Genomic DNA, 18383 nt, shown 5'->3' with positions numbered 1-18383 from the left:
ACGAAGCTTGCCCGCCGATGTGATGCGCACCACTTACCCGCGAAAGTGACCAGGGAGCAGCCCATGACCACGAGTACGCCGGAAGTAGTCGCCGCGCGCTACGCAGGCACCCGCATGGCCCGGGTCGAGGACACCCGCCTGCTGACCGGCAAGGGCACCTTCGTCGACGACGTGCAGCGCCCCGGCATGCTGCACGCCTGCTTCGTCCGCAGCCCCTTCGCGCACGCGCGGATCGCGAACATCGACACTTCCGCGGCACTGGCACTGCCCGGCGTGCGTGCGATCTTCACCGCTGCCGACCTCAACGGCGAGGTCGTCGAGGCATGGCATGCCGTCGCAGGCAAGGACGTGCCCGACACTCCGCGACCGCCGCTGGCCGAGGGCGTCGTCAAGTTCGTCGGCGATCCGGTCGCGCTTGTCGTCGCCGAGAACCGCTACGTCGCCGAGGACGCGGTCGACCTCGTCGACGTCGACTACGAACCGATGCCCGCCCTCGCCGACTTCCGCACCTCACCGGAGTCCGGCGTCGTGGTCCACGACGAGTACCCCGACAACGTCGCAGGCGGCATGGGCGGCATGCCGCCTGACGAGGAGCTGTTCGCCTCGGCACCCACCGTCGTGTCCGAACGCGTCTATCAGCAGATGTACGTGCCGGTGCCCATCGAGACCCGCGGACTCGTCGTCGAATGGTCAGCCGCCGCAGGCGAACTCACGCTCTGGGCGTCCACCCAGACGCCGCACGAGTTGCGGGCGTTCTGCGCCCGACTCCTCGGACTACCCGCACAGCGCGTGCGGGTGATCATGCGCGACACGGGCGGCGGGTTCGGCCAGAAGGTCGTGCCCATGCGCGAGGACATGTGCATCATGCTGGCGGCCCGCAAGGTGCCCGCGGCGCTCAAGTGGATCGAGGACCGCAGGGAGAACCTGATGTCGGCGGGTCAGTCCCGGCACGTCGACGGCACCGTCCGGATGGCCTTCGACGACGAGGGCAAGATCATGGCCGCCGACATCGACTTCATTCAGGACGTCGGCGCCTACCCCACTCCCTACCCCGTGCTCACCACCGCCGCGATCGGCATGTTCTTCCCCGGCCCGTACCGGGTGCCCAAGGCCAGCTTCAACTACAAGACGGTCTTCTCGAACACCGCTGGCCTGCACGCATATCGGGGCCCGTGGCAGTACGAGACCCTGGCCCGCGAGATCCTCATCGACATCGGCGCACGCAAGATGGGCATGGACCCCGTCGAACTCCGTCGCATCAACATCCTGCGCGGCGACGAGATGCCGTACGTCAACCCCAACGGCATGCCGTACGACAACGTCGCACCCGCCGACACCTTCGAGCAGGCCGTCAAGATCCTCGACCACGAGGGCTTCCGCAAGGAGCAGGCCGAGGCACTCGCCCAGGGCCGCTACATCGGCCTCGGCTTCTCGGCCTACATCGAACCCACGGCGGCAGCGACCGGCTACCTCGGACACGAGGGCTGCACCATCCGCATCGAGCCGTCGGGCACCATCAACGTCTACGTCAATGGCGGCTCCACCGGCAACAGCCTGGAGACCACCGTCGTGCAGCTCACCGCGGATGCCTTGGGCGCCAACGTCGAAGACGTCCACACCATCCAGGGTGACACCGCCGTCACCCCGTACGGCGCGGGCACCCAGGGCAGTCGCAGCGGTCCCATGACCGCCGGTGCGGTCAACGAGGCCGGTACCGCGGTGCGCGGACAACTGGTCACGCTCGCGGCGCACGCCCTCGGCGTCGACGGGTCCGAGATCGAACTGCGCGACTCGAAGGCCCTGTCGCGCAACGACCCCGAGAAGTCGGTGAGCTTCGCCGAGCTGGCCTACCGGGCACACTACGAGCCCGCACAGTTCCCGCCCGGCATGGCCACGCAACTCGAGGCGACCGCCCGGTTCGTGTCGCAGGCGATGATCCACTGGGCCAACGCGACGCACGCGTGCACCTGCGAGGTCGACGTCGACACCGGCCACGTCACGCTCACCCGCTACATCGTGAGCGAGGACGTCGGGCCGATGATCAACCCGAACGTCGTGGAGGGCCAGGTCGCCGGCGGCACGGTGCAGGGCATCGGAGGCGCACTCCTGGAACAGCTTTCGTACGACACCGACGGCAACCCACTGTCCTCCACCTTCGTCGACTACCTGCTTCCCACGGCCACCGAGGTCCCGCCGCTGGAATTCGGCCACGTCGAGATTCCCGGACCCGGTGTCGGCGGTTACAAGGGCTGCGGCGAGGGCGGCGCCATCGGCGCGACGCCCGCCGTCATCAACGCCGTCAACGACGCACTGGCGCCGCTCGGCGTGACCGTCACCGAACTTCCCGCAAGCCCCGCCACGATCGTGGACCTGATCGAAGCTTCCGGAGGGCGCGAGCGAAGCGACCCGGGAACGAACCTACGAAAGGACCACTGACCGTGGAACTCAACAACGAATTCCGGGTCGCGGTACCCGCCGCGAAGACGTGGGACGTCCTGACCGACGTGGAACGCGTCGCACCGTGCCTGCCCGGGGCGACCCTGCTGTCGGTCGACGGTGACGACTTCACCGGCGCGGTGAAGGTGAAGGTCGGCCCGATCACCGTCTCCTACAAGGGCGTCGCCTCCTACAAGGAGAAGGACGAGGCCGCGCGGCGCATCGTGCTGCGCGCCGAGGGCAAGGAGACGCGCGGCAGCGGCACCGCCGCGGCCACCATCACCGCGCAGCTCGAGGACCAAGGCGACGCCACCCACGTGGTGATCAGCACCGACCTCGCGATCTCGGGCAAGGCCGCCCAATTCGGCCGCGGCGTGCTCGCCGACGTGTCCTCCAACCTGATCGGCCAGTTCGCCCGCAGCCTCGAGGCGGAACTGCTGGGCGCCACCCCCGGGGCCGCCGCGGGCACGACGACCACCGCGCCCACGGCCGAGGCCGCGGTGGCAGCGGCCCAGCCCGGTGCCGATTCGGTCGACCTGCTCAAGGTCGTCGCCCTCCCCGTCGCCAAGCGGGCCGCCCCCGTGGTCGCGGGCCTCGCCGCGGGCGCCGCGCTCGGCTTCCTGTTCGGTCGGCGCAGGAAGCCCGCGCACCCGGCCGCGATCAAGGCCGACGAACTCATCGCGGCACTATCCCGGCTCGTCTCGTGAAGGCCGCGCCGTTCGCGTATCACCGGCCCGGCTCGGTGAAGGAGGCAGTGGACTTGCTCGCCGAGTTCGGCGACGACGCCAAGATCCTGGCCGGCGGACAGAGCCTGGTGCCGATGCTGGCGATGCGGCTCACCCACTTCGAGAACTTGATCGACATCTCGCGCATCGACGAGTTGTGCGGCATCGACCTCGTCGACGGCGAGGTGGTGATCGGCGCTGCCACCCCGCACGCGCTGGTGGGCCTCGACGACGAGGTTGCCGACTCCGTGCCGCTGCTCACCGCGGTGACCCCGCACATCGGCCACTTTCAAATCCGGACCAGGGGCACTCTCGGCGGCGCGGTCGCCCACGCCGATCCCGCGGCGGAGTACGCCGCCGTTGCGTTGACGCTCGGTGCGACGATCGACGCCGCGTCATCGCGCGGCGACCGGCAGATCCCGGCGGCCGACTTCTTCACCGGCTTGTGGGAGAACTCCCTGGAACCCGACGAGATCCTGCGCTCCGTGCGCTTCCCCGTGTGGTCGGGCCGCACCGGTTTCGCGGTTCACGAATTCGCCCGCAGGCACGGCGACTTCGCCATCGCCGGTGCCACGGTGGCCGTCGCACTCGACGGCGATGACCGCGTGACGCGCTGCGGCATCGGCCTGCTGGGGCTGGGATCGACGCCCAAGCGCGCCACCCCTGCCGAGGACGCGGTCACCGGGCGGCCGGTCGCCGAGATCAGCGCCGAGGAGATCGGCGCGCTGGCGATGTCCGGTCTGACCGACGTCCCCAGCGATCTACAGGGCTCCGCGTCCTACCGCACGCGGGTGGGTGCGGCGATGGTCGCGCGGGCATGGACGGATGCGACCACGGAGGCACTCGATGCACGAGACTGACGTCCACATGACGGTCAACGGCACCCCGCACGGCGGCGTCGTCGAGCCGCGGCTCACGCTCGCGGACTTCCTGCGCGAGAAGTGCGGGCTGACCGGCACCCATCTCGGCTGCGAGCACGGGGCATGCGGTGCGTGCACGGTGCTCCTCGACGGCCAGGCGGTGCGGTCGTGCCTGATCTTCGCCGTCCAGGTCGACGGCCAGGAGGTGACCACGGTCGAGGGCATCGCATCGCCCGACGGCGAGCTGTCACCGGTACAGGCGGCGATGCGGGCGTGTCACGGTCTGCAGTGCGGTTTCTGCACACCAGGGTTCGTCACGTCGATCACGGCGTTGCTGCGCGACAACCCACAGCCGACCGACGACGAGATCCGCGAAGGGCTCTCGGGCAACTTCTGTCGATGCACCGGCTATCAAGGCATCGTCAACGCCGTCCACCAGGCCGCCCAGTCCCAGACGTAACAGTCGTCGGCCACGGCCGATACACCCTTCGAGGTTTGCTGACGTACGGTGGACCCGCACGGTTCATCGCTGAGGAGGGCAAGACGCATGAGGTTCGGCCACGTCGCCGCGGCACTTCTGATCGCCGCCGGTACCGCTGCATCCCTGGCGGCGCCCGCGTCCGCTGATCCCGCCGACGCGCAGGTGGACAAGGTCTTCGCCAAGGCCGTTCGCGACGCGCGGCTGCAGATCCCGTCCAGCGAGGCCATCGACCTCGCCCAATCGACGTGCAACGTGCTGGTCAACGGCGGCTCGGTCGAGGCGGCGCTGCGGCACATCCAGACCGCCACCGAGTGGAAGTCGGTCGACGACATCAGCACGTTCGGCAGCCTCGCCGTGCAGGGCTACTGCCCGCAGGCGAACCCGAACCGCTAACCGGCTCGACGGGCATTCTCCACACCCCGCGGTGATAGTGGAGAACATGGACATCGGATTCGTCGGACTGGGCAACATGGGCGCGGCCATGGCCGCCAACCTGATCGCCGCGGGACACACGGTCACCGCATACAACCGCTCCTACGACAAGGCGGAGGCGCTCGAGGGAGCGCACCCGGCCCGCACCGTCGCCGAGGCCTGCGGAGGTGACGTGGTCGTGTCGATGCTCGCCGACGACCACGCCGTCGAGGCCGTCACCTTCGGCGCCGACGGCATCCTCGCGGCTCTGCCGCCGTCAGCCGTGCACGTGTCGTGCTCGACCATCAGCGTCGGTCTGGCCGAACGCCTCACCGCCGCGCACGCCGAGGCCGGGCAGCACCTGGCCGCCGCGCCCGTGTTCGGCAGGCCCGAGGCCGCCCGCGCCGCGAAGCTGTTCGTGGTGGCCGCCGCCGAAGCAGAGGTGTTGCAGACCATTGAGCCGATCCTCGGTGCCGTCGGTCAGCGCACCTTCGTGGTCGGGTCCGAGCCCAAGGCCGCCAACCTGGTCAAGCTGTCCGGCAACTTCCTGATCGCGTCGGTCATCGAAACTCTGGGCGAGGCAATGGCACTGGTCGCCAAGGCCGGTGTCGACAAGGAGCAGTACCTCGAGATCCTGACCTCGACGCTGTTCGGCGCACCGGTGTACCGGACGTACGGCGGGCTGGTGGCGCGCGAGGAGTTCGAGCCCGCCGGGTTCGCTGCGACGCTCGGCCTCAAGGACATTCGCCTGGTGCTCGAGGCCGGTGAGGAACTACGCGTTCCGCTTCCGGTCGCGAGCCTCCTGCGCGACCGGTTCCTGACGCTGCTGGCCACCGGCGGAGGCGCACTGGACTGGTCCGCGGTGGGCGCCTTGGCCTCGTGGGAGGCGGGCGGCAACGGACCGGTCCGCTAGGACACCACCCCGCGCAGGCCGTCGGCGCCGAAGACGGGTTCGAGCATCGACGACATGTCCGGGCCGCGACGCAGACCGTGCCCGCCGTCGACGTTGATGATCTGGCCGGTGATCCACTCGGCAGCATCGCTGAGGAGGAACAGCGCAGCATTGGCGATGTCGGTCACCTCACCCGGGCGTGGCAGCGGCGTGCAGCTCGCGTAGTCGGCGCTGATGTCCGGTGAATCCAGAATGGGCGCAACCATGTCCGTGCGGATCAGGCCCGGCCGGATGCCGTTGACCCGGACCCATGACGCGCCGAGTTCGTCGGCGGCGAGCATCATCAGGTGATCCAGTGCCGCCTTGCTCGGCCCGTAGGACGCGAACCAGCGGTGGGTGTTGCTCGAGGCGATCGACGAGATGCCGACGAACGACCCGCCGCCCCCGCGCACCATCTCCCGGGCGCTGTGCTTGAGGACGTACATCGTGCCGTTGACGTTGAGGTCGACGGTCTGCCGCCAACCCTCGGAGTCGACCTGGGTGATGGGCCCGATCGTCAACGATCCACCCGCACTGTGCACGACGCCGTGCAGCCGACCGTGCCACGCGGTCGTGGCGTCCACGACGTGAGCCACCTCGTCCTCGTTGGTCACGTCGGCGGGCTCGTAGCGCACGCGGCCGGCCCCGTCGCCCGCGCCGATCTCCTCGGCCGCCGCGGCGAGCTTGTCGGCGTTGCGCCCGACCAGCATTGCGTTGCCGCCCGCCGCCACGATGGCTGCCGCGACACCCTTGCCGATGCCGCTGCCACCACCGGTGACGAGGTAGGTCCGATCCACCAACGAGAGTTGCACCATTGCCTCCGCTTGAATCTCACTCATCCGAGTCCGTCGCCCCAGAACTGGAACACGTTCTACATCGAACCACGGCGCCACGAGGCTGCATAGCAGCGACTCGGCAGCGATGCCACAGGCGTCTCGCAGACCCCTCACAGATTTGGTACCGCCGCACCACTTTCTGCCGACTTCGACCGATGGAAGCGGCGTGATCAGCGTATTCTCGCCAACGGAATCGGCCCCCCGCCGCGTTTCCGAACGACGATAGAAAGCGTGACGATGGCCCAGAACATCTTCGCTCCCCGCACGAGCACACCGCAGCGACTGGTCCTCGCCGGAGGCTTCGCACTCGCGATCGCCGCGGCTCCGGCCTTCTTGGCGGTCGCCGCACCCGCGATCACCGGACCGACCGTGACGGCATGCCCGGGCGGCGAGACCGAGGACACCTTCACCAACACCTGCACGCCGGACCTGGTGCCGAATTCCCCCGAGTTCCAGACCACTTCGCCGGGCGGTCTCCCGTCGGTCGACGGAATCCCCTGCACGGGAGGCAATTCCGGCCAGTGCATCGGCCTCGGCGAGGAGCAGGAGGCGCAGGGTCCGATGGCCGTGCCGCGCTCGAGCGTCAGCTCGAGCCCCTAGCCGACGGGGGTTCCCTCCCGTACCCCTTGCCCCGCCATCGTCACGCCGACCGCTCGAACGTGCGACGCTCTCCCAGGGAACTAGTGGAACTCGTGCAGATTCCTGGCAGCTTCCATAGACTCACCTCGACGACACGGTCAATTCTTAGAGAAAGCGTGACGATGGCGATCCTGCATGTCTCAGCCAGACGACTCATCCTTGCGGGCGGGTTCGCGCTCGCCGTCGCCGCGGCGCCCGCGGTCGCCGTGTTCGCCGGACCCTCGGCCGCACCGGCCGCCCCGGTCGCGCAGTGCGGCGGCGGCGAGGAGCCGGATCAGTTCACCGGCGTCTGCATCCCGCACACGGTGCCCAGCTCGCCGTTCAGCGCCATCCCGGGCAACCCGGACATCGCGTCCATCGACGGCATCCCCTGCACCGGCCGCAACAGCGGTCAGTGCATCGGCCTCGCCGAGGACGCCCCGCAGTACGTGCCGCCGCAGTCCTCGGTCGGCAGCAGCCCCACGGTCACCGGCTTCTCCTGATCTGACCCGCCTCTGGGCGACTCGGCCCGCCGAGTCGCCTAGAGTCGAGTCATGGCAGCGACCCCAGATCCAGCGGACATCGTCGAAGACGTCGAACCACTAGCCGACAGCACGGCACGTCAGGCACGCAAGGTGGTGGCCGCTTACGCCACCGATGCCGACGAGTGCCGGGTGTTCCTGTCGATGCTGGGCATCGGGCCGGCGAAGCTCGACGCATAGTGGTGGAGTCGGCTGAACGGGGAGACGCCGACTTCCTCGTGGTGGCCAACCGGCTGCCCATCGACATGGAGCGGTTGCCCGACGGCACCACGACCATCAAGCGCAGTCCCGGTGGCCTGGTCACCGCGCTGGAGCCGATCCTGCGTAGCCGCCACGGCGCCTGGATCGGCTGGCCGGGCATCACCGACGGCGACGACGAACCGGTCGTCGAGGACGGCCTGACGATGCGGCCGGTCGTCCTGTCGGCCGACGACGTCGAGAAGTACTACGAAGGCTTCTCCAACGCCACGCTGTGGCCGCTGTACCACGACGTCATCGTCAAGCCGATCTACCACCGCAAGTGGTGGGACCGCTACGTCGAGGTCAACCGCCGCTTCGCCGAGGCCACCGCCCGTTCGGCTGCCGAGGGCGCGACGGTGTGGGTGCAGGACTACCAGCTGCAGCTGGTGCCGAAGATGCTGCGCATGCTGAGGCCCGATCTCACGATCGGCTTCTTCCTGCACATCCCGTTCCCGCCGATCGAACTGTTCATGCAGATGCCGTGGCGGACCGAGATCATCGAAGGCTTGCTCGGCGCCGACCTGGTCGGGTTCCACCTGCCCGGCGGCGCACAGAACTTCCTCTACCTGGCCCGCCGGCTCGTCGGCGCCAACACCTCGCGCGCGACGGTGGGCGTGCGGTCGCGGCTCGGCGAGGTGCAGGTCGGCTTCCGCACCGTGAAGGTCGGAGCCTTCCCCATCTCGATCGACTCCACCGACCTCGACGGCAAGGCCCGCGACCGACGGGTCCGGCAGCGTGCCCGGGAGATCCGAGCCGAACTCGGCAACCCGCGCAAGGTGTTGCTCGGCGTCGACCGGCTCGACTACACCAAGGGCATCGACGTCCGGCTCGAGGCGTTCTCCGAACTCCTCGAGGAAGGCCGCGCCGACCCCACCGACACCGTGCTCATCCAGCTCGCCACCCCCAGCCGGGAGCGCGTCGAGAGCTACAAGGTGATGCGCGAGGACATCGAGCGCCAGGTCGGACACGTCAACGGCGAGTTCGGCGAAGTGGGCCACCCCGTCGTGCACTATCTGCACAAGCCGATCCCACGCGACGAACTGATCGCGTTCTTCGTGGCTGCCGACGTCATGCTGGTGACCCCGCTGCGCGACGGGATGAATCTGGTCGCCAAGGAGTACGTCGCGTGCCGCAGCGACCTGGGCGGTGCACTGGTCCTCAGCGAATTCACCGGCGCCGCAGCCGAACTCCGGCAGGCCTACCTGACGAACCCGCACCACCTCGACGGCGTCAAGGACTCGATCGAGGCTGCACTCAATCAGTCGCCCGAGGAGGGCCGCCGCCGGATGCGTGCGCTGCGCAGGCAGGTCCTCGCGCACGACGTCGACCGATGGGCCAGGTCATTCCTCGATGCGCTGACCTCGACGCAGCAGGACGCTCCTAGATCGGAGTGATGAACTTGATCTTCCACTGCCCGTCGATCTTCTCGTAGTCGACGCGCAACCGGCTCCCGTCGTAGACGGGCTGCTTGGACTTGTCGGTCACCGTGCGGTTCATGAACACCAGCACGCTGGCCGAATCGCGCCGCGCTTCGAGCACGCCCGAGCCGACCACGTTGGCCTGCGAGATCACCTGGCGCTCACGGGCCTGCGGAATGATGTCCTGGCTCGCCCGCTCCTCGAACTCCCTGCGGTAGTCGGGGGTCAGCAGGTTGTAGGCGTCGGTGAGGCTGCGCTCGACGGTCTGGAAGTCGTAACCGAAGACCAGCGGAATCTGTTCGGCGGCAAGCCCACACTCCGGCGGTGCCATGCCACCCTCGCACGGGCCGAGCGCGATGCGGGTGGCCTCCTGGGCGTTCAGCTGGGCGCGCGTCCACACCAGGTAGCCGCCGACGCCACCGAGCGCGACGAAACCGAACGCCAGCACCACGCCGACCAACACCACCACGCGGGTGGTCCAGCGGCCCATCAGTTGCCACCGTCGGGGTACTTGAGGTCGTAGCCCGTCATGTGCCCGTTGTCGTCCTCGTGCACGACGATCCGCAACCGGTAGGGCTGCGAGGGCTTGTTCACGCCGTCGAGGTCGGTGACGGTCACCCGCGCCGACACCAGCACCGTGGCGTTCTTCGCGGTCTCGTCGACCTTCTCCAGTGCGGCGCCGCTGATGACGGCCTCCGAACTCGCGTTGGTGTCGCGGAAGATGGCCTTCAGGTTTTCGACGTTGTCGCCCTGGCTCAGCATGTCCCGCAGGGGACCGCTGGTGCCGTTGACGAAGCGGTTCACGCTTTCGTCGATCGTGTTCTGGTCGTAGCTGAACATGTTCACGACGGTCTGGGTGGCGGTGTCGACGAAGAGCCGATCGCGGGATACCGCCGCCTGGGCCTCACGCTGCTGCAGCCCGAAGACCACCGTCAGGACGCCGAGCACGGCGACCGCCAAAGCGCACACCCCGAGCCCGACCGCGGTCACCAACGCGCGGTGCGGCTGACGGCGTGGCGGCGGCGCGACGGGCCTGGACACCTTCACGCGCACCGGGGCCGGCGTCTCGACGGTCGCAGCCGTCGGAGACTCCTGCACCGGACTTGCCGGACCTGCAGCGCGCGAGGCGCGCCGGCGGCGGGCGGCATTCACCGGCGGCTCGGGCGCGTCAGTCGCGACGTCGTCCGACACCGAGTCGTTGGTCATCAAGCCTGCCTTGGATCCTTCATCAGATCGACCCAGCTCTCCGCGGGAACGAACTCGTCCGAGCCCGAGGCGAGGACGCCCGTCCCGCCGGAGGGGTCTGCGAATACACCGGTTCTCGAATCGTACGTCGCCGTGGCCGGACCACTGGCGACCGGCGCCGGCTGTCCGGGAACGGCCTGGCTGGGCAGCAGCGGACCCTGTCCGGGCAGCACCGGGCCGGTGGCCGGGGCGGGCGCCTCGGCAGGCAGCGGACCCGGCGCAGGCGGTGGCGGAGCCCCTGGCAGCGACCGGCCGTACGGCGGCACGATCTGGTCGGGCGGCGCGTAGAACGGCAGCGGCGGCGGCGGGATGCCTGGGTCGCTCGGCGGAACCGGAAGTGGGAATGGCGCATTGGGCGCGGGGCCCGGGCCCGGCACCACACCGGGCGGCAGCTGGACCGACGGCGGCCCCGGGTCGTAGTCCCGTTCCGGCGGAATGTTCGGGAACTTGTTCGCCGGGAAGATGTTCCGCGGATCGGTGATCGGCGTGCTGCCGTAGGGCACCGGGGGTCCGCGCCACGGGTTGCTGCCGATCGGCACGTAACCGCGCGGGTCGCGGCACAGCTGCACGGTCGGAGCGCGCTTGCCCGGGAACTCCTGGCACGGGTAGTTGCGGGCGCCACGCACCACGGTCGGATCGCTCTGGGCGGCCTTGCAGTACAGGTCGGTCGGCAGGTCGCGCAGCGTGGTGTCGGCGGGCGTGCGGATCTGCGACGGCGGGATGAACCCGACGTTGCACGGCGGCGGGTCGCCGAGGTCGACCTTGAAGTCCAGCTTGCCGCCCTCGTCGGCGGGCACACCGCCAGCCACGGTGATCAGCGCGGCCATCAGCGCCGGGAAGATGACGAGCGCCTGCTCGATCGACTTGTTGTAGATGACGCCGATGCGCCCTACGTTGGCCAGGTTGGCCGCGAGCATCGGGAAGTTCGGCCGGATGCCGTCGAAGGTCGTGTTGGCTGCCTCGGCGGCCCCGGGCACCTCGCGGAGCACCCCACGCAGCTGCGGGTCGGCGTTCGCGACCTCGGTGGTGAACCGCGCCAGCCCCTCGGACAGCGAGCGGATGTCGTCACCGCTGCGGATCTGGGCGTCGAGGAACGGCCCGACCTGATCGATGAGTTGAGTGGTCTGCCCGTAGTTCGCGTTGGCCTCGTCGACCAGGGCGCGGCCGGACTGGATGAGCCGGGAGAGTTCGGGCCCAGAACCGTTGAACGCCTTGAACGACTCGCGGAGCAGATCCTGGATGCGGCTGTCGCCGATGCTGTTGACGAGGTCGTCGGCCTGGGTGAGCAGACCGGCGATGTCCTGACCGATTGCGGTGCGGTCGGTCCCGATGTCCGCGCCGTCACCCAGCAGTCGGTCGGACGGGTCGGCGGGCGGCACCAGGTCGATGTACTGCTCGCCGATCGCCGACACGCTCTTCACCGTCGCGGTGACGTTCTCCGGCACCGGGGTGTCGGAGTTGAGCCGCATCTCGGCGACCACCGAGTCGTCGGACAGCCCTACCTTCTGGACCCGCCCGATGGTCACGCCGCGGTAGGTCACGTTCGCGTTCTCGTACAGCCCGCCGCCCGCGACGAAGTTGGCGGTGACGTTGTAGGAGCCGATGCCCAGCGCGGACGGCACGTGCAGGTAGAACGCCGAGATGGCGCCCACGCACACCACGGTGACGATCGCGAATATCGAGAGCTGAAGTCTCGTCAACTTGTCGATCATCAGGGCACCGCCTCGGTGTGCTGGGTGGCCGTACCCGCCGGGATCTGGAACGGATCCGCGGCCTGACCGGACAGGTTCGCCATCGCCCCCGTGAGGAAGTCCGGCGGGTTGATCACCTCGTTGAGGCGCTTCATGTTCGGGTCGAGGCCCTTCGACGTGGTGAACACCGACTCGCCGATGCGCCGCACCGTGAGGTCGAACGTCACGAATACGTTGAGATAGTCACCGCGCACGGCGTTGCGCAGGTACTTGTAGTGGAACGGGAACGTCGGCAGGAACTCGAGGTCGGTGATGAAGTCGTCGGCGTTGTCGTTGAACGCCTTCACCACCGGGTAGAGGTCCTTGAAGTCCGCCGTGAAGTCGTCCCGGATCCCCGTCAGCACGCGCGACGCGACGTTCGAGAAGGTCCGCAGCGCCGTGAAGGCGTCGACGAGGTTGGTGCGGTTGGCGTTGAGCACCTTGAGCGCCTCGGGCAGCGTGTCCAGCGTCCGGCCCAGGTCGTCCTTGCTGCGCGCCAGGATTCCCGCGAAGCGGTTGAGTCCCTCTGCCGCAGCGATGATGTCGGCCGTCTGCTGATCCAGCGAACCGGTCAGCTCCGCGAGTCGTGGCATGAGCCCGGCGAAGCTGCCCTGCCTGCTCGCGACACCGGCGTAGATCTCCTCGGTGATGTCTTGCAGCGCGCCGAGATTGCCCTTGTTGACCACGACGCCGAGCGACGACAGCACTTCCTCGGTCGTCGGGTACCGACCGGTCTGGCCCAACGGGATGGTGGCCCCGTTCCGGAGCCTGCCCTTGCCGGCACTATCGGCCGGCTCCTTGAGTTCGACGTGCTGCGATCCGAGCAGCGAGGTCTGCGCGACGGTGGCCGTCGCGTCGTCGGGCAGGTCGACGCTGCCGTCGAGGGACAGCTTCACCGCGGCGAAGAACGTGCCGTCGGAGCGTTGCACGGCCTCGATGCCGGACACACTGCCGACCGTGACGTCGTCGATCATCACCGGCGAGTTCTGCGGCAGCGTTGCCACGTCCGGCAGTTCGACGGTGATCGTGTACGAGCCGCTGCCGTGACCCTGGGTGCCGGGCATGTCCAGTGAGTTCAGCCCGCCGAACGAGCAGCCGGCGAGCAGCACCGCTCCCGATCCGATCGCCACCGAGCGACGGCCGGTCCGCAGTGCGTTGTCGACCAACGAGTTTCGCTTCGTCACGGTTGTCCTCCCCCAGTCTCCGCGGGCAGGGCTTCGGGCGCGGGGCCGGGCAACGGTCCCGCTCCCATGGGCGGCGGAGCCGATGGGGCTCCCGCCGGCGAGACCTGGCCGACCTCCGCGGGCGGGGGCAGGATCAAGTCGGTGATCCTGCCGTCCGGACTCGGCGTCGGGGGCGTCACGCCCGGTGCCGGATTCCACTGCAGGTATGGCACCGGCGTCTGCGCCTTGGCCTCGGTCGCAGGGGTGTCGTAGAGGATCTGGCCCTTGTAGGCGGTGATGCTGTTGATGGGGTGGAACAGCACCGGCGGGTAGTTGACCGCGAGTCGCTTGAACACCGGGCCCATGCGCTGGCGGCAGATCTCGGCGCGCTTGAAGTTGTCGGGTGAAGCACCCACGTCGAACGTGCCGCCGCAGATGAACTGGACGGGGTTGGAGAAGTTCGGCAGTGACAGCAGACCGCCGACGGTGCCCTGTGCCGGGTTGTAGATGTTGTAGAAGTTGGCCAGACCGTTCGGCGTGATGTGCAGGATCTGCTCGATGTCATCACTGTGCTCGGTGAGGATGTTGGTGAAGTCGGTCAGCTTGTTGACCTGACCGATCAGCGCCGAGTTGTTCTCGTTCAGAAAGCCCTTCACGTCCGAGAGCGCCTGATTCAGCGTGCCGAGGGTGTTGTCGAGGTCGGCCGAGCTGTCGGCCAGCACCTGCGACACCGACGCGACGTGGTTGGTGAACTGCACGATCTGCTCGTTGCTGTTCGACAGCGCCTCCACCAGCACCTGCAGATTGCGCACGGTGCCAAAGAGATCGGTACGGGAGTCGCCGAGCCGGCCCGCGGTCTGCGACAACTCGCGCAGCGCCCTGCGGAACGAGTCGCCGTTGCCGTCGAAGGTGTCCGCCGCCTGGTTCACGAACTCCGAGAGCGGCCCCTGCACTCCCCCGTCCTTCGGACCGAGCTGGGTGCTGAGCTGCGTGAGCTGCTCCTTGACCTCGTCCCACTCGACCGGAACTCCGGTGCGGTCCATCCCGATCTCGGCGCCGTTGGCCAGTTCGGGACCGCCGGTGTAGGCGGGCGTGAACTGGATGAACCGCGCCGACACCAGGTTCGGCGCGATGACGATGGCGCGTGCGTCGGCGGGCAGCCTGACGCCGTTGTCGACCGTCATGGTGATCTTGACGTCGCCGGCACGCGGTTCGATCTTGTCGATGGTGCCGACGGGAACGCCGACGACGCGTACGTCGTCACCCGGGTACAGGCCCACTGCCGACGGGAAGTAGGCCACCACCTGGATGCCACCACGCGATGGCCACACCAGGAACACGCCGGCGGCCAGCAGGGCCACCAGGGCCACCACCAGCGCCGGTCGCCACCAGCGACGTCTGAGCCTCTCGTTCTGATGGGTCATGGCGACTTCGGCCTGATGATCAGACGCTCGGAGATGAACCCGCGCAGGTAGTCGGCGAGGCTGTCCGGCAGCTTGCCCGGCTGGAAGTACGTGTCCAGCAGCACTTCCGACAGCGAGGCCGGTGGCAGGCCGTACAGGTTGATCTGGAAGCCGGAGCCCGAGCCGACGACCTCGCCGAGGGTGGTGGCGTACGGCGGGAGCCTGCGCAGCGCCTCGCCGATGTGGTCGCGTCGTTCGAGCAGGTTGTCCATCACCAGGTTCAGCTTCTCCAGCGCCGGTCCGAATTCGCGCCGGTTGTCGTCGACGAAGCCCGACAGCTGTACCGACACGTCGTCGATGCCCGCGATCAGGTTGCTCAGCGCCTGGCGCCGCTCGTCGAGCGCAGCGAAGAGCAGGTTGCCGTCGGTGATCAGCTGGTTCACCTGGCCCGCGCGCTGGGCGAGGGTGTCGGACACTCGCTTGGCGTGTGCGAGGAGCTGCTCGAGCGCCTCGTCGCGGGCGTTGAGGCTGCGCGACAGGTTGGCCACCCCGTCGAGCGCGCCGCGCAACTGCGGCGTCGCATCCCGCAGCGTGCCGGTCAGCGTCTGCAGCGCGAGTTCGAACCGCGGCTTGTCCAGCTCACTGGCGTTCTCCCCAAGGTCCTGCAGCGCCGTGTTCAGGGTGTACGGAGTCGTGGTGCGCTCCAACGGGATCACCGTGACGTTGCCGGTGCCGCGGGGGGTCACCGACAGCGACTTCTGGCCGAGCACGGTGTCGGTCTTGATCGCCACCAGCGACTGGTCGCCCACCCGGATGTCGCGATCGACGGTGAAGTTCACCTTCGCGGCGGCGCCAGCCAGCTCCACCGACGACACCCTGCCGACCTGGATTCCGGAGACCGCAACGTCGTTGCCCGGCGTGATGCCGCCTGCGTCGTCGAAGTAGGCCTCGTAGTTCTTGCCCTGCGGGAAGAACGGCAGCGTCGAGTAGCCGAAGGACACCAGGACGACGCACACCACCAGCACGATGCCGAAGATGCCCGTGCGCAGCGGATTCGAACTATCGGGCCTAGCCATTCTCCGAACACCTCCCCTTCGTCGGATCGGGTGGACCACCGAACGGGAGGAGGATGTCACTGCCCGCGGGGCCGTTGATCTTCATCCGGATCGAGCAGTAGTAGATGTTGAAGAACGACCCGTAGGCACCGAGCGCGTTGAGCCGCAGGTAGTTCTCGGCCAGCGGCTCGATGACCTTGTTCAGGTCGCCCTTGCGCTCGTCGAGCCGCTGCGCGAGCGGCCGTACGTTCTCGATCACGCCCTGCACCGGTCGACGACTGTTCTGCAGCAGGGTGGTCAGGTCACTCGTCGCCGACGCGAGCGGCGGGATGGCGCCGGCGATCGGATCGCGGTTCTGGGCCAGCCCCGTCATCAACTGCTGCAGCTGGTCGACGGTGGTGTCGAACTGCTGGCCCTTCTCGTCGACCGTGCCGAGGACGGTGTTCAGGTTGTTGATCACGTCGCCGATCAGCTGGTCGCGGTCGGCGATCTGCTGGGTGAACGAGCTGGTCGAGGCGAGCATGCTCGACAGCGCACCGCCCTGGCCCTGCAGCAGTTCGATGACGGCGTTGCTGACCTCGTTGACCTTGTCGCCGTCGAGACCCTTGAGCACCGGCCGCAGACCACCGAGCAGCGCGTCGAGGTCGAGCGCGGGCTGGGTGTTCTCCTTGGCGATCGTCGCCCCCACCGGGAGCTTTCGCAAATCTCCCGGGCCCGAGGTTATCTCGAGGTACCGGTCACCGACCAGGTTCTCGTAGCGCACGGCCGCCCGCGTGGACGTGTACAGCTGGTACCGGTCGTTGACGTCGAACTCGACGTCCACCGTGTTGTCGGGGTTGAGGCTGACGTTCTTGACCGCACCGACGGGCACGCCTGCGATGCGGACGTCCTGGCCCGACTTCAGTCGTGATGCCTCGGTGAAGGTGGCGTGAAAGGTATTGCCGGACGCGAACTTGAACTGGCCGAACACCACGACCAGTCCCGCGGCGACGAGCAGCATCACGACGGTGAACACCGCGACGCCGATGATCGTCTTGTCTGCCTTCATCAGTGCGCTCTCCTCTTCGCGCAAGCGCTCATCAGTAATCGTCCCGTTCTGCGAACGCACCGTGGAACAGGAACTGCAGGGTGGACGGCGCGTCGAACTGCAGTTCCGTGTTCGGCTGGAATGGGATGTACGCGTTGTCGGTCACCAGGAACGGTGTGTGGTACCAGGATCCGCCGTACTGCTTGGACGGCACGTCTGGCAGGCCACGGCAGTTCGGGCCGCCGGAGGCGTTCACCATCGGCAGGCTCTCGGGATAGGTGTAGGCCGGCGCGCCGGGCAAGAAGCTGGAGGAGACGAACAGGCCCGGCCGAATGCCACCGATGATCGGGGCGAACGTATCGAGCGCCTTCTTCGTACCACGGAGGATACAGCCGAGTTCGGGCGAGTAGTCGCCGAGCACCTTGAGCGGGGCGCGCAGGCGCTGGATCGCGGCGATCAGGTCGTCGGCGGCCGGTTCCAGTGTCGCGGTGCCGTTGTTGGCCAGTCCGGTGGCCGCCAGCAGGGCAGCGTTGAGGTTCTCCTGCTCGTCGACGACGGTCTGGCTGATGGTCGGGGCGTTCTGGAGCACGGTGGCCAGATCCGGGGCGGCGTCACCGTAGATGCCCGCCACGACGGCCGTCTTCTGGAAGTCCTGCTGCAGCGTCGGCAGCTTCGGATTGAGCTGCTGGAGGTAGTAGTTGATGCCTGCGAGCGAGGCGCCGAGGTCGTCGCCGTTGCCCCGCAGGCCCTCACCGAGCGCGGTGATCGTCGCGTTGAGATTGATCGGGTCGACCTTCTTCAGCACGTCGCTGAGGGTCTGGAAGAGGGTGTTGACCTCGAGCTGCACGTTCGCGGCCGACACCGCGGCGCCGGGACGCAGCGAGTCGCCGGTCGGGTCGGCCGGTTGCAGGAACTCCACCGACTTGGCGCCGAAGACGGTGGTGCCACCGATCTTCACCTGCGCGTTCGACGGGACGTAGCGCATCTGGCTGCTGTCGATGGCCAGCGTCAACTTCGCCTGGTTGCCCGCGTACTGGATCGTCTCGACCTTGCCGATCTGGATGCCGCGGTACTTCACCTTCGCGCCGGTCTCCATGACCAGGCCTGCGCGTTCCGACGTCACCGTCACCTTGTCGACCGAGGTGAACGCCGCGGAGTACGAGAGGTAGGTGAACGCGACGGCGGCGACCAGGACAGCCGCGAGGATCGCGGCTGCGATCCTCACGTGACTGCGCTTGGAATCACTCGACATCGGTGCCGGC

General features: G+C 68.4%; 19 protein-coding genes. 10 read left to right on the top strand and 9 right to left on the bottom strand.

Translation table 11 applies throughout. The features are described 5' to 3' along the window. Nucleotides 1-63: 63 nt before the first annotated feature. The 6 genes from LOK44_RS07005 (at nt 64) to LOK44_RS06980 (ending at nt 5826) form a co-directional block, all read left to right on the top strand. Nucleotides 64-2436 (top strand): xanthine dehydrogenase family protein molybdopterin-binding subunit, encoded by a 2373-nt coding sequence (locus tag LOK44_RS07005; protein WP_237569279.1) that lies wholly within the window; start codon nt 64-66, stop codon nt 2434-2436. Nucleotides 2437-2438: 2 nt separating this feature from the next. Next, a complete protein-coding gene (locus LOK44_RS07000) occupies nt 2439-3143 on the top strand; it encodes an SRPBCC family protein (protein ID WP_237569278.1) in 705 nt (234 codons plus the stop codon). Further along, nucleotides 3140-4021, top strand: coding sequence for an FAD binding domain-containing protein (locus tag LOK44_RS06995; RefSeq protein WP_237569277.1), 882 nt, complete (start codon nt 3140-3142; stop codon nt 4019-4021). The genes LOK44_RS07000 and LOK44_RS06995 overlap by 4 nt, the downstream gene beginning before the upstream one ends. After that, nucleotides 4008-4481: a (2Fe-2S)-binding protein gene (locus LOK44_RS06990; protein ID WP_237569276.1), complete on the top strand. Its 474-nt coding sequence runs from the start codon at nt 4008-4010 to the stop codon at nt 4479-4481. The genes LOK44_RS06995 and LOK44_RS06990 overlap by 14 nt, the downstream gene beginning before the upstream one ends. Nucleotides 4482-4568: 87 nt before the next feature. Further along, complete coding sequence (locus LOK44_RS06985) at nt 4569-4895, top strand: DUF732 domain-containing protein (protein WP_163922025.1); 327 nt, start codon at nt 4569-4571, stop codon at nt 4893-4895. A gap of 46 nt (nt 4896-4941) precedes the next feature. After that, entirely contained in the window at nt 4942-5826 is an 885-nt protein-coding gene (locus LOK44_RS06980; RefSeq protein WP_237569275.1) for an NAD(P)-dependent oxidoreductase, read from the top strand. Here the strand turns inward: LOK44_RS06980 and LOK44_RS06975 are convergent. Further along, nucleotides 5823-6656 carry an SDR family oxidoreductase gene (locus tag LOK44_RS06975; RefSeq protein ID WP_237569775.1) on the bottom strand — a complete coding sequence of 278 codons (834 nt, stop codon included), beginning with the start codon at nt 6654-6656 and terminating at the stop codon, nt 5823-5825. The genes LOK44_RS06980 and LOK44_RS06975 overlap by 4 nt on opposite strands. Before the next feature lie 261 nt (nt 6657-6917). Here LOK44_RS06975 and LOK44_RS06970 point away from each other — a divergent pair, with 261 nt between their 5' ends. The 4 genes from LOK44_RS06970 (at nt 6918) to LOK44_RS06955 (ending at nt 9474) form a co-directional block, all read left to right on the top strand. Beyond that, a complete protein-coding gene (locus LOK44_RS06970) occupies nt 6918-7280 on the top strand; it encodes an intersectin-EH binding protein Ibp1 (RefSeq protein ID WP_237569774.1) in 363 nt (120 codons plus the stop codon). Between the two features lie 161 nt (nt 7281-7441). After that, complete coding sequence (locus tag LOK44_RS06965) at nt 7442-7801, top strand: intersectin-EH binding protein Ibp1 (protein WP_237569274.1); 360 nt, start codon at nt 7442-7444, stop codon at nt 7799-7801. A 51-nt stretch (nt 7802-7852) separates the two neighbouring features. Next, on the top strand, nt 7853-8020 hold the full coding sequence (locus tag LOK44_RS06960) for a hypothetical protein (protein WP_170314487.1): 168 nt from the start codon (nt 7853-7855) through the stop codon (nt 8018-8020). Next, on the top strand, nt 8017-9474 hold the full coding sequence (locus LOK44_RS06955; RefSeq protein ID WP_372481209.1) for an alpha,alpha-trehalose-phosphate synthase (UDP-forming): 1458 nt from the start codon (nt 8017-8019) through the stop codon (nt 9472-9474). The genes LOK44_RS06960 and LOK44_RS06955 overlap by 4 nt, the downstream gene beginning before the upstream one ends. Here LOK44_RS06955 and LOK44_RS06950 read toward each other — a convergent pair. Genes LOK44_RS06950 through LOK44_RS06915 form a run of 8 tightly spaced genes read right to left on the bottom strand, consistent with a single transcriptional unit; the run spans nt 9461 to nt 18373 of the window. Beyond that, entirely contained in the window at nt 9461-9988 is a 528-nt protein-coding gene (locus LOK44_RS06950) for a mammalian cell entry protein (protein ID WP_237569272.1), read from the bottom strand. The genes LOK44_RS06955 and LOK44_RS06950 overlap by 14 nt on opposite strands. Then, nucleotides 9988-10704, bottom strand: coding sequence for an Rv1363c family protein (locus LOK44_RS06945; RefSeq protein ID WP_237569271.1), 717 nt, complete (start codon nt 10702-10704; stop codon nt 9988-9990). Before LOK44_RS06945 ends, LOK44_RS06950 begins: the two co-directional genes overlap by 1 nt. Next, the gene (locus LOK44_RS06940) at nt 10704-12455 is read right to left on the bottom strand and encodes an MCE family protein (RefSeq protein WP_163922010.1); all 1752 of its coding nucleotides are present in this window, start codon (nt 12453-12455) and stop codon (nt 10704-10706) included. The genes LOK44_RS06945 and LOK44_RS06940 overlap by 1 nt, the downstream gene beginning before the upstream one ends. Beyond that, the gene (locus tag LOK44_RS06935; protein WP_372481208.1) at nt 12455-13639 is read right to left on the bottom strand and encodes an MCE family protein; all 1185 of its coding nucleotides are present in this window, start codon (nt 13637-13639) and stop codon (nt 12455-12457) included. The genes LOK44_RS06940 and LOK44_RS06935 overlap by 1 nt, the downstream gene beginning before the upstream one ends. A gap of 14 nt (nt 13640-13653) precedes the next feature. Then, the gene (locus tag LOK44_RS06930; RefSeq protein WP_163922007.1) at nt 13654-15060 is read right to left on the bottom strand and encodes an MCE family protein; all 1407 of its coding nucleotides are present in this window, start codon (nt 15058-15060) and stop codon (nt 13654-13656) included. Continuing rightward, nucleotides 15057-16115: an MCE family protein gene (locus tag LOK44_RS06925; RefSeq protein ID WP_163922004.1), complete on the bottom strand. Its 1059-nt coding sequence runs from the start codon at nt 16113-16115 to the stop codon at nt 15057-15059. The genes LOK44_RS06930 and LOK44_RS06925 overlap by 4 nt, the downstream gene beginning before the upstream one ends. Continuing rightward, nucleotides 16108-17142 carry an MCE family protein gene (locus LOK44_RS06920; RefSeq protein ID WP_163922001.1) on the bottom strand — a complete coding sequence of 345 codons (1035 nt, stop codon included), beginning with the start codon at nt 17140-17142 and terminating at the stop codon, nt 16108-16110. Before LOK44_RS06920 ends, LOK44_RS06925 begins: the two co-directional genes overlap by 8 nt. A gap of 31 nt (nt 17143-17173) precedes the next feature. Beyond that, nucleotides 17174-18373 carry an MCE family protein gene (locus tag LOK44_RS06915; protein WP_163921998.1) on the bottom strand — a complete coding sequence of 400 codons (1200 nt, stop codon included), beginning with the start codon at nt 18371-18373 and terminating at the stop codon, nt 17174-17176. Nucleotides 18374-18383: the final 10 nt, after the last annotated feature.

Source organism: Mycolicibacterium lacusdiani (assembly GCF_021916785.1).
GTDB classification, from domain to species: Bacteria; Actinomycetota; Actinomycetes; order Mycobacteriales; family Mycobacteriaceae; genus Mycobacterium; species Mycobacterium lacusdiani.
Note: the sequence above shows the minus strand (reverse complement) of the source record. Positions and strands in the feature narration are given on the sequence as shown.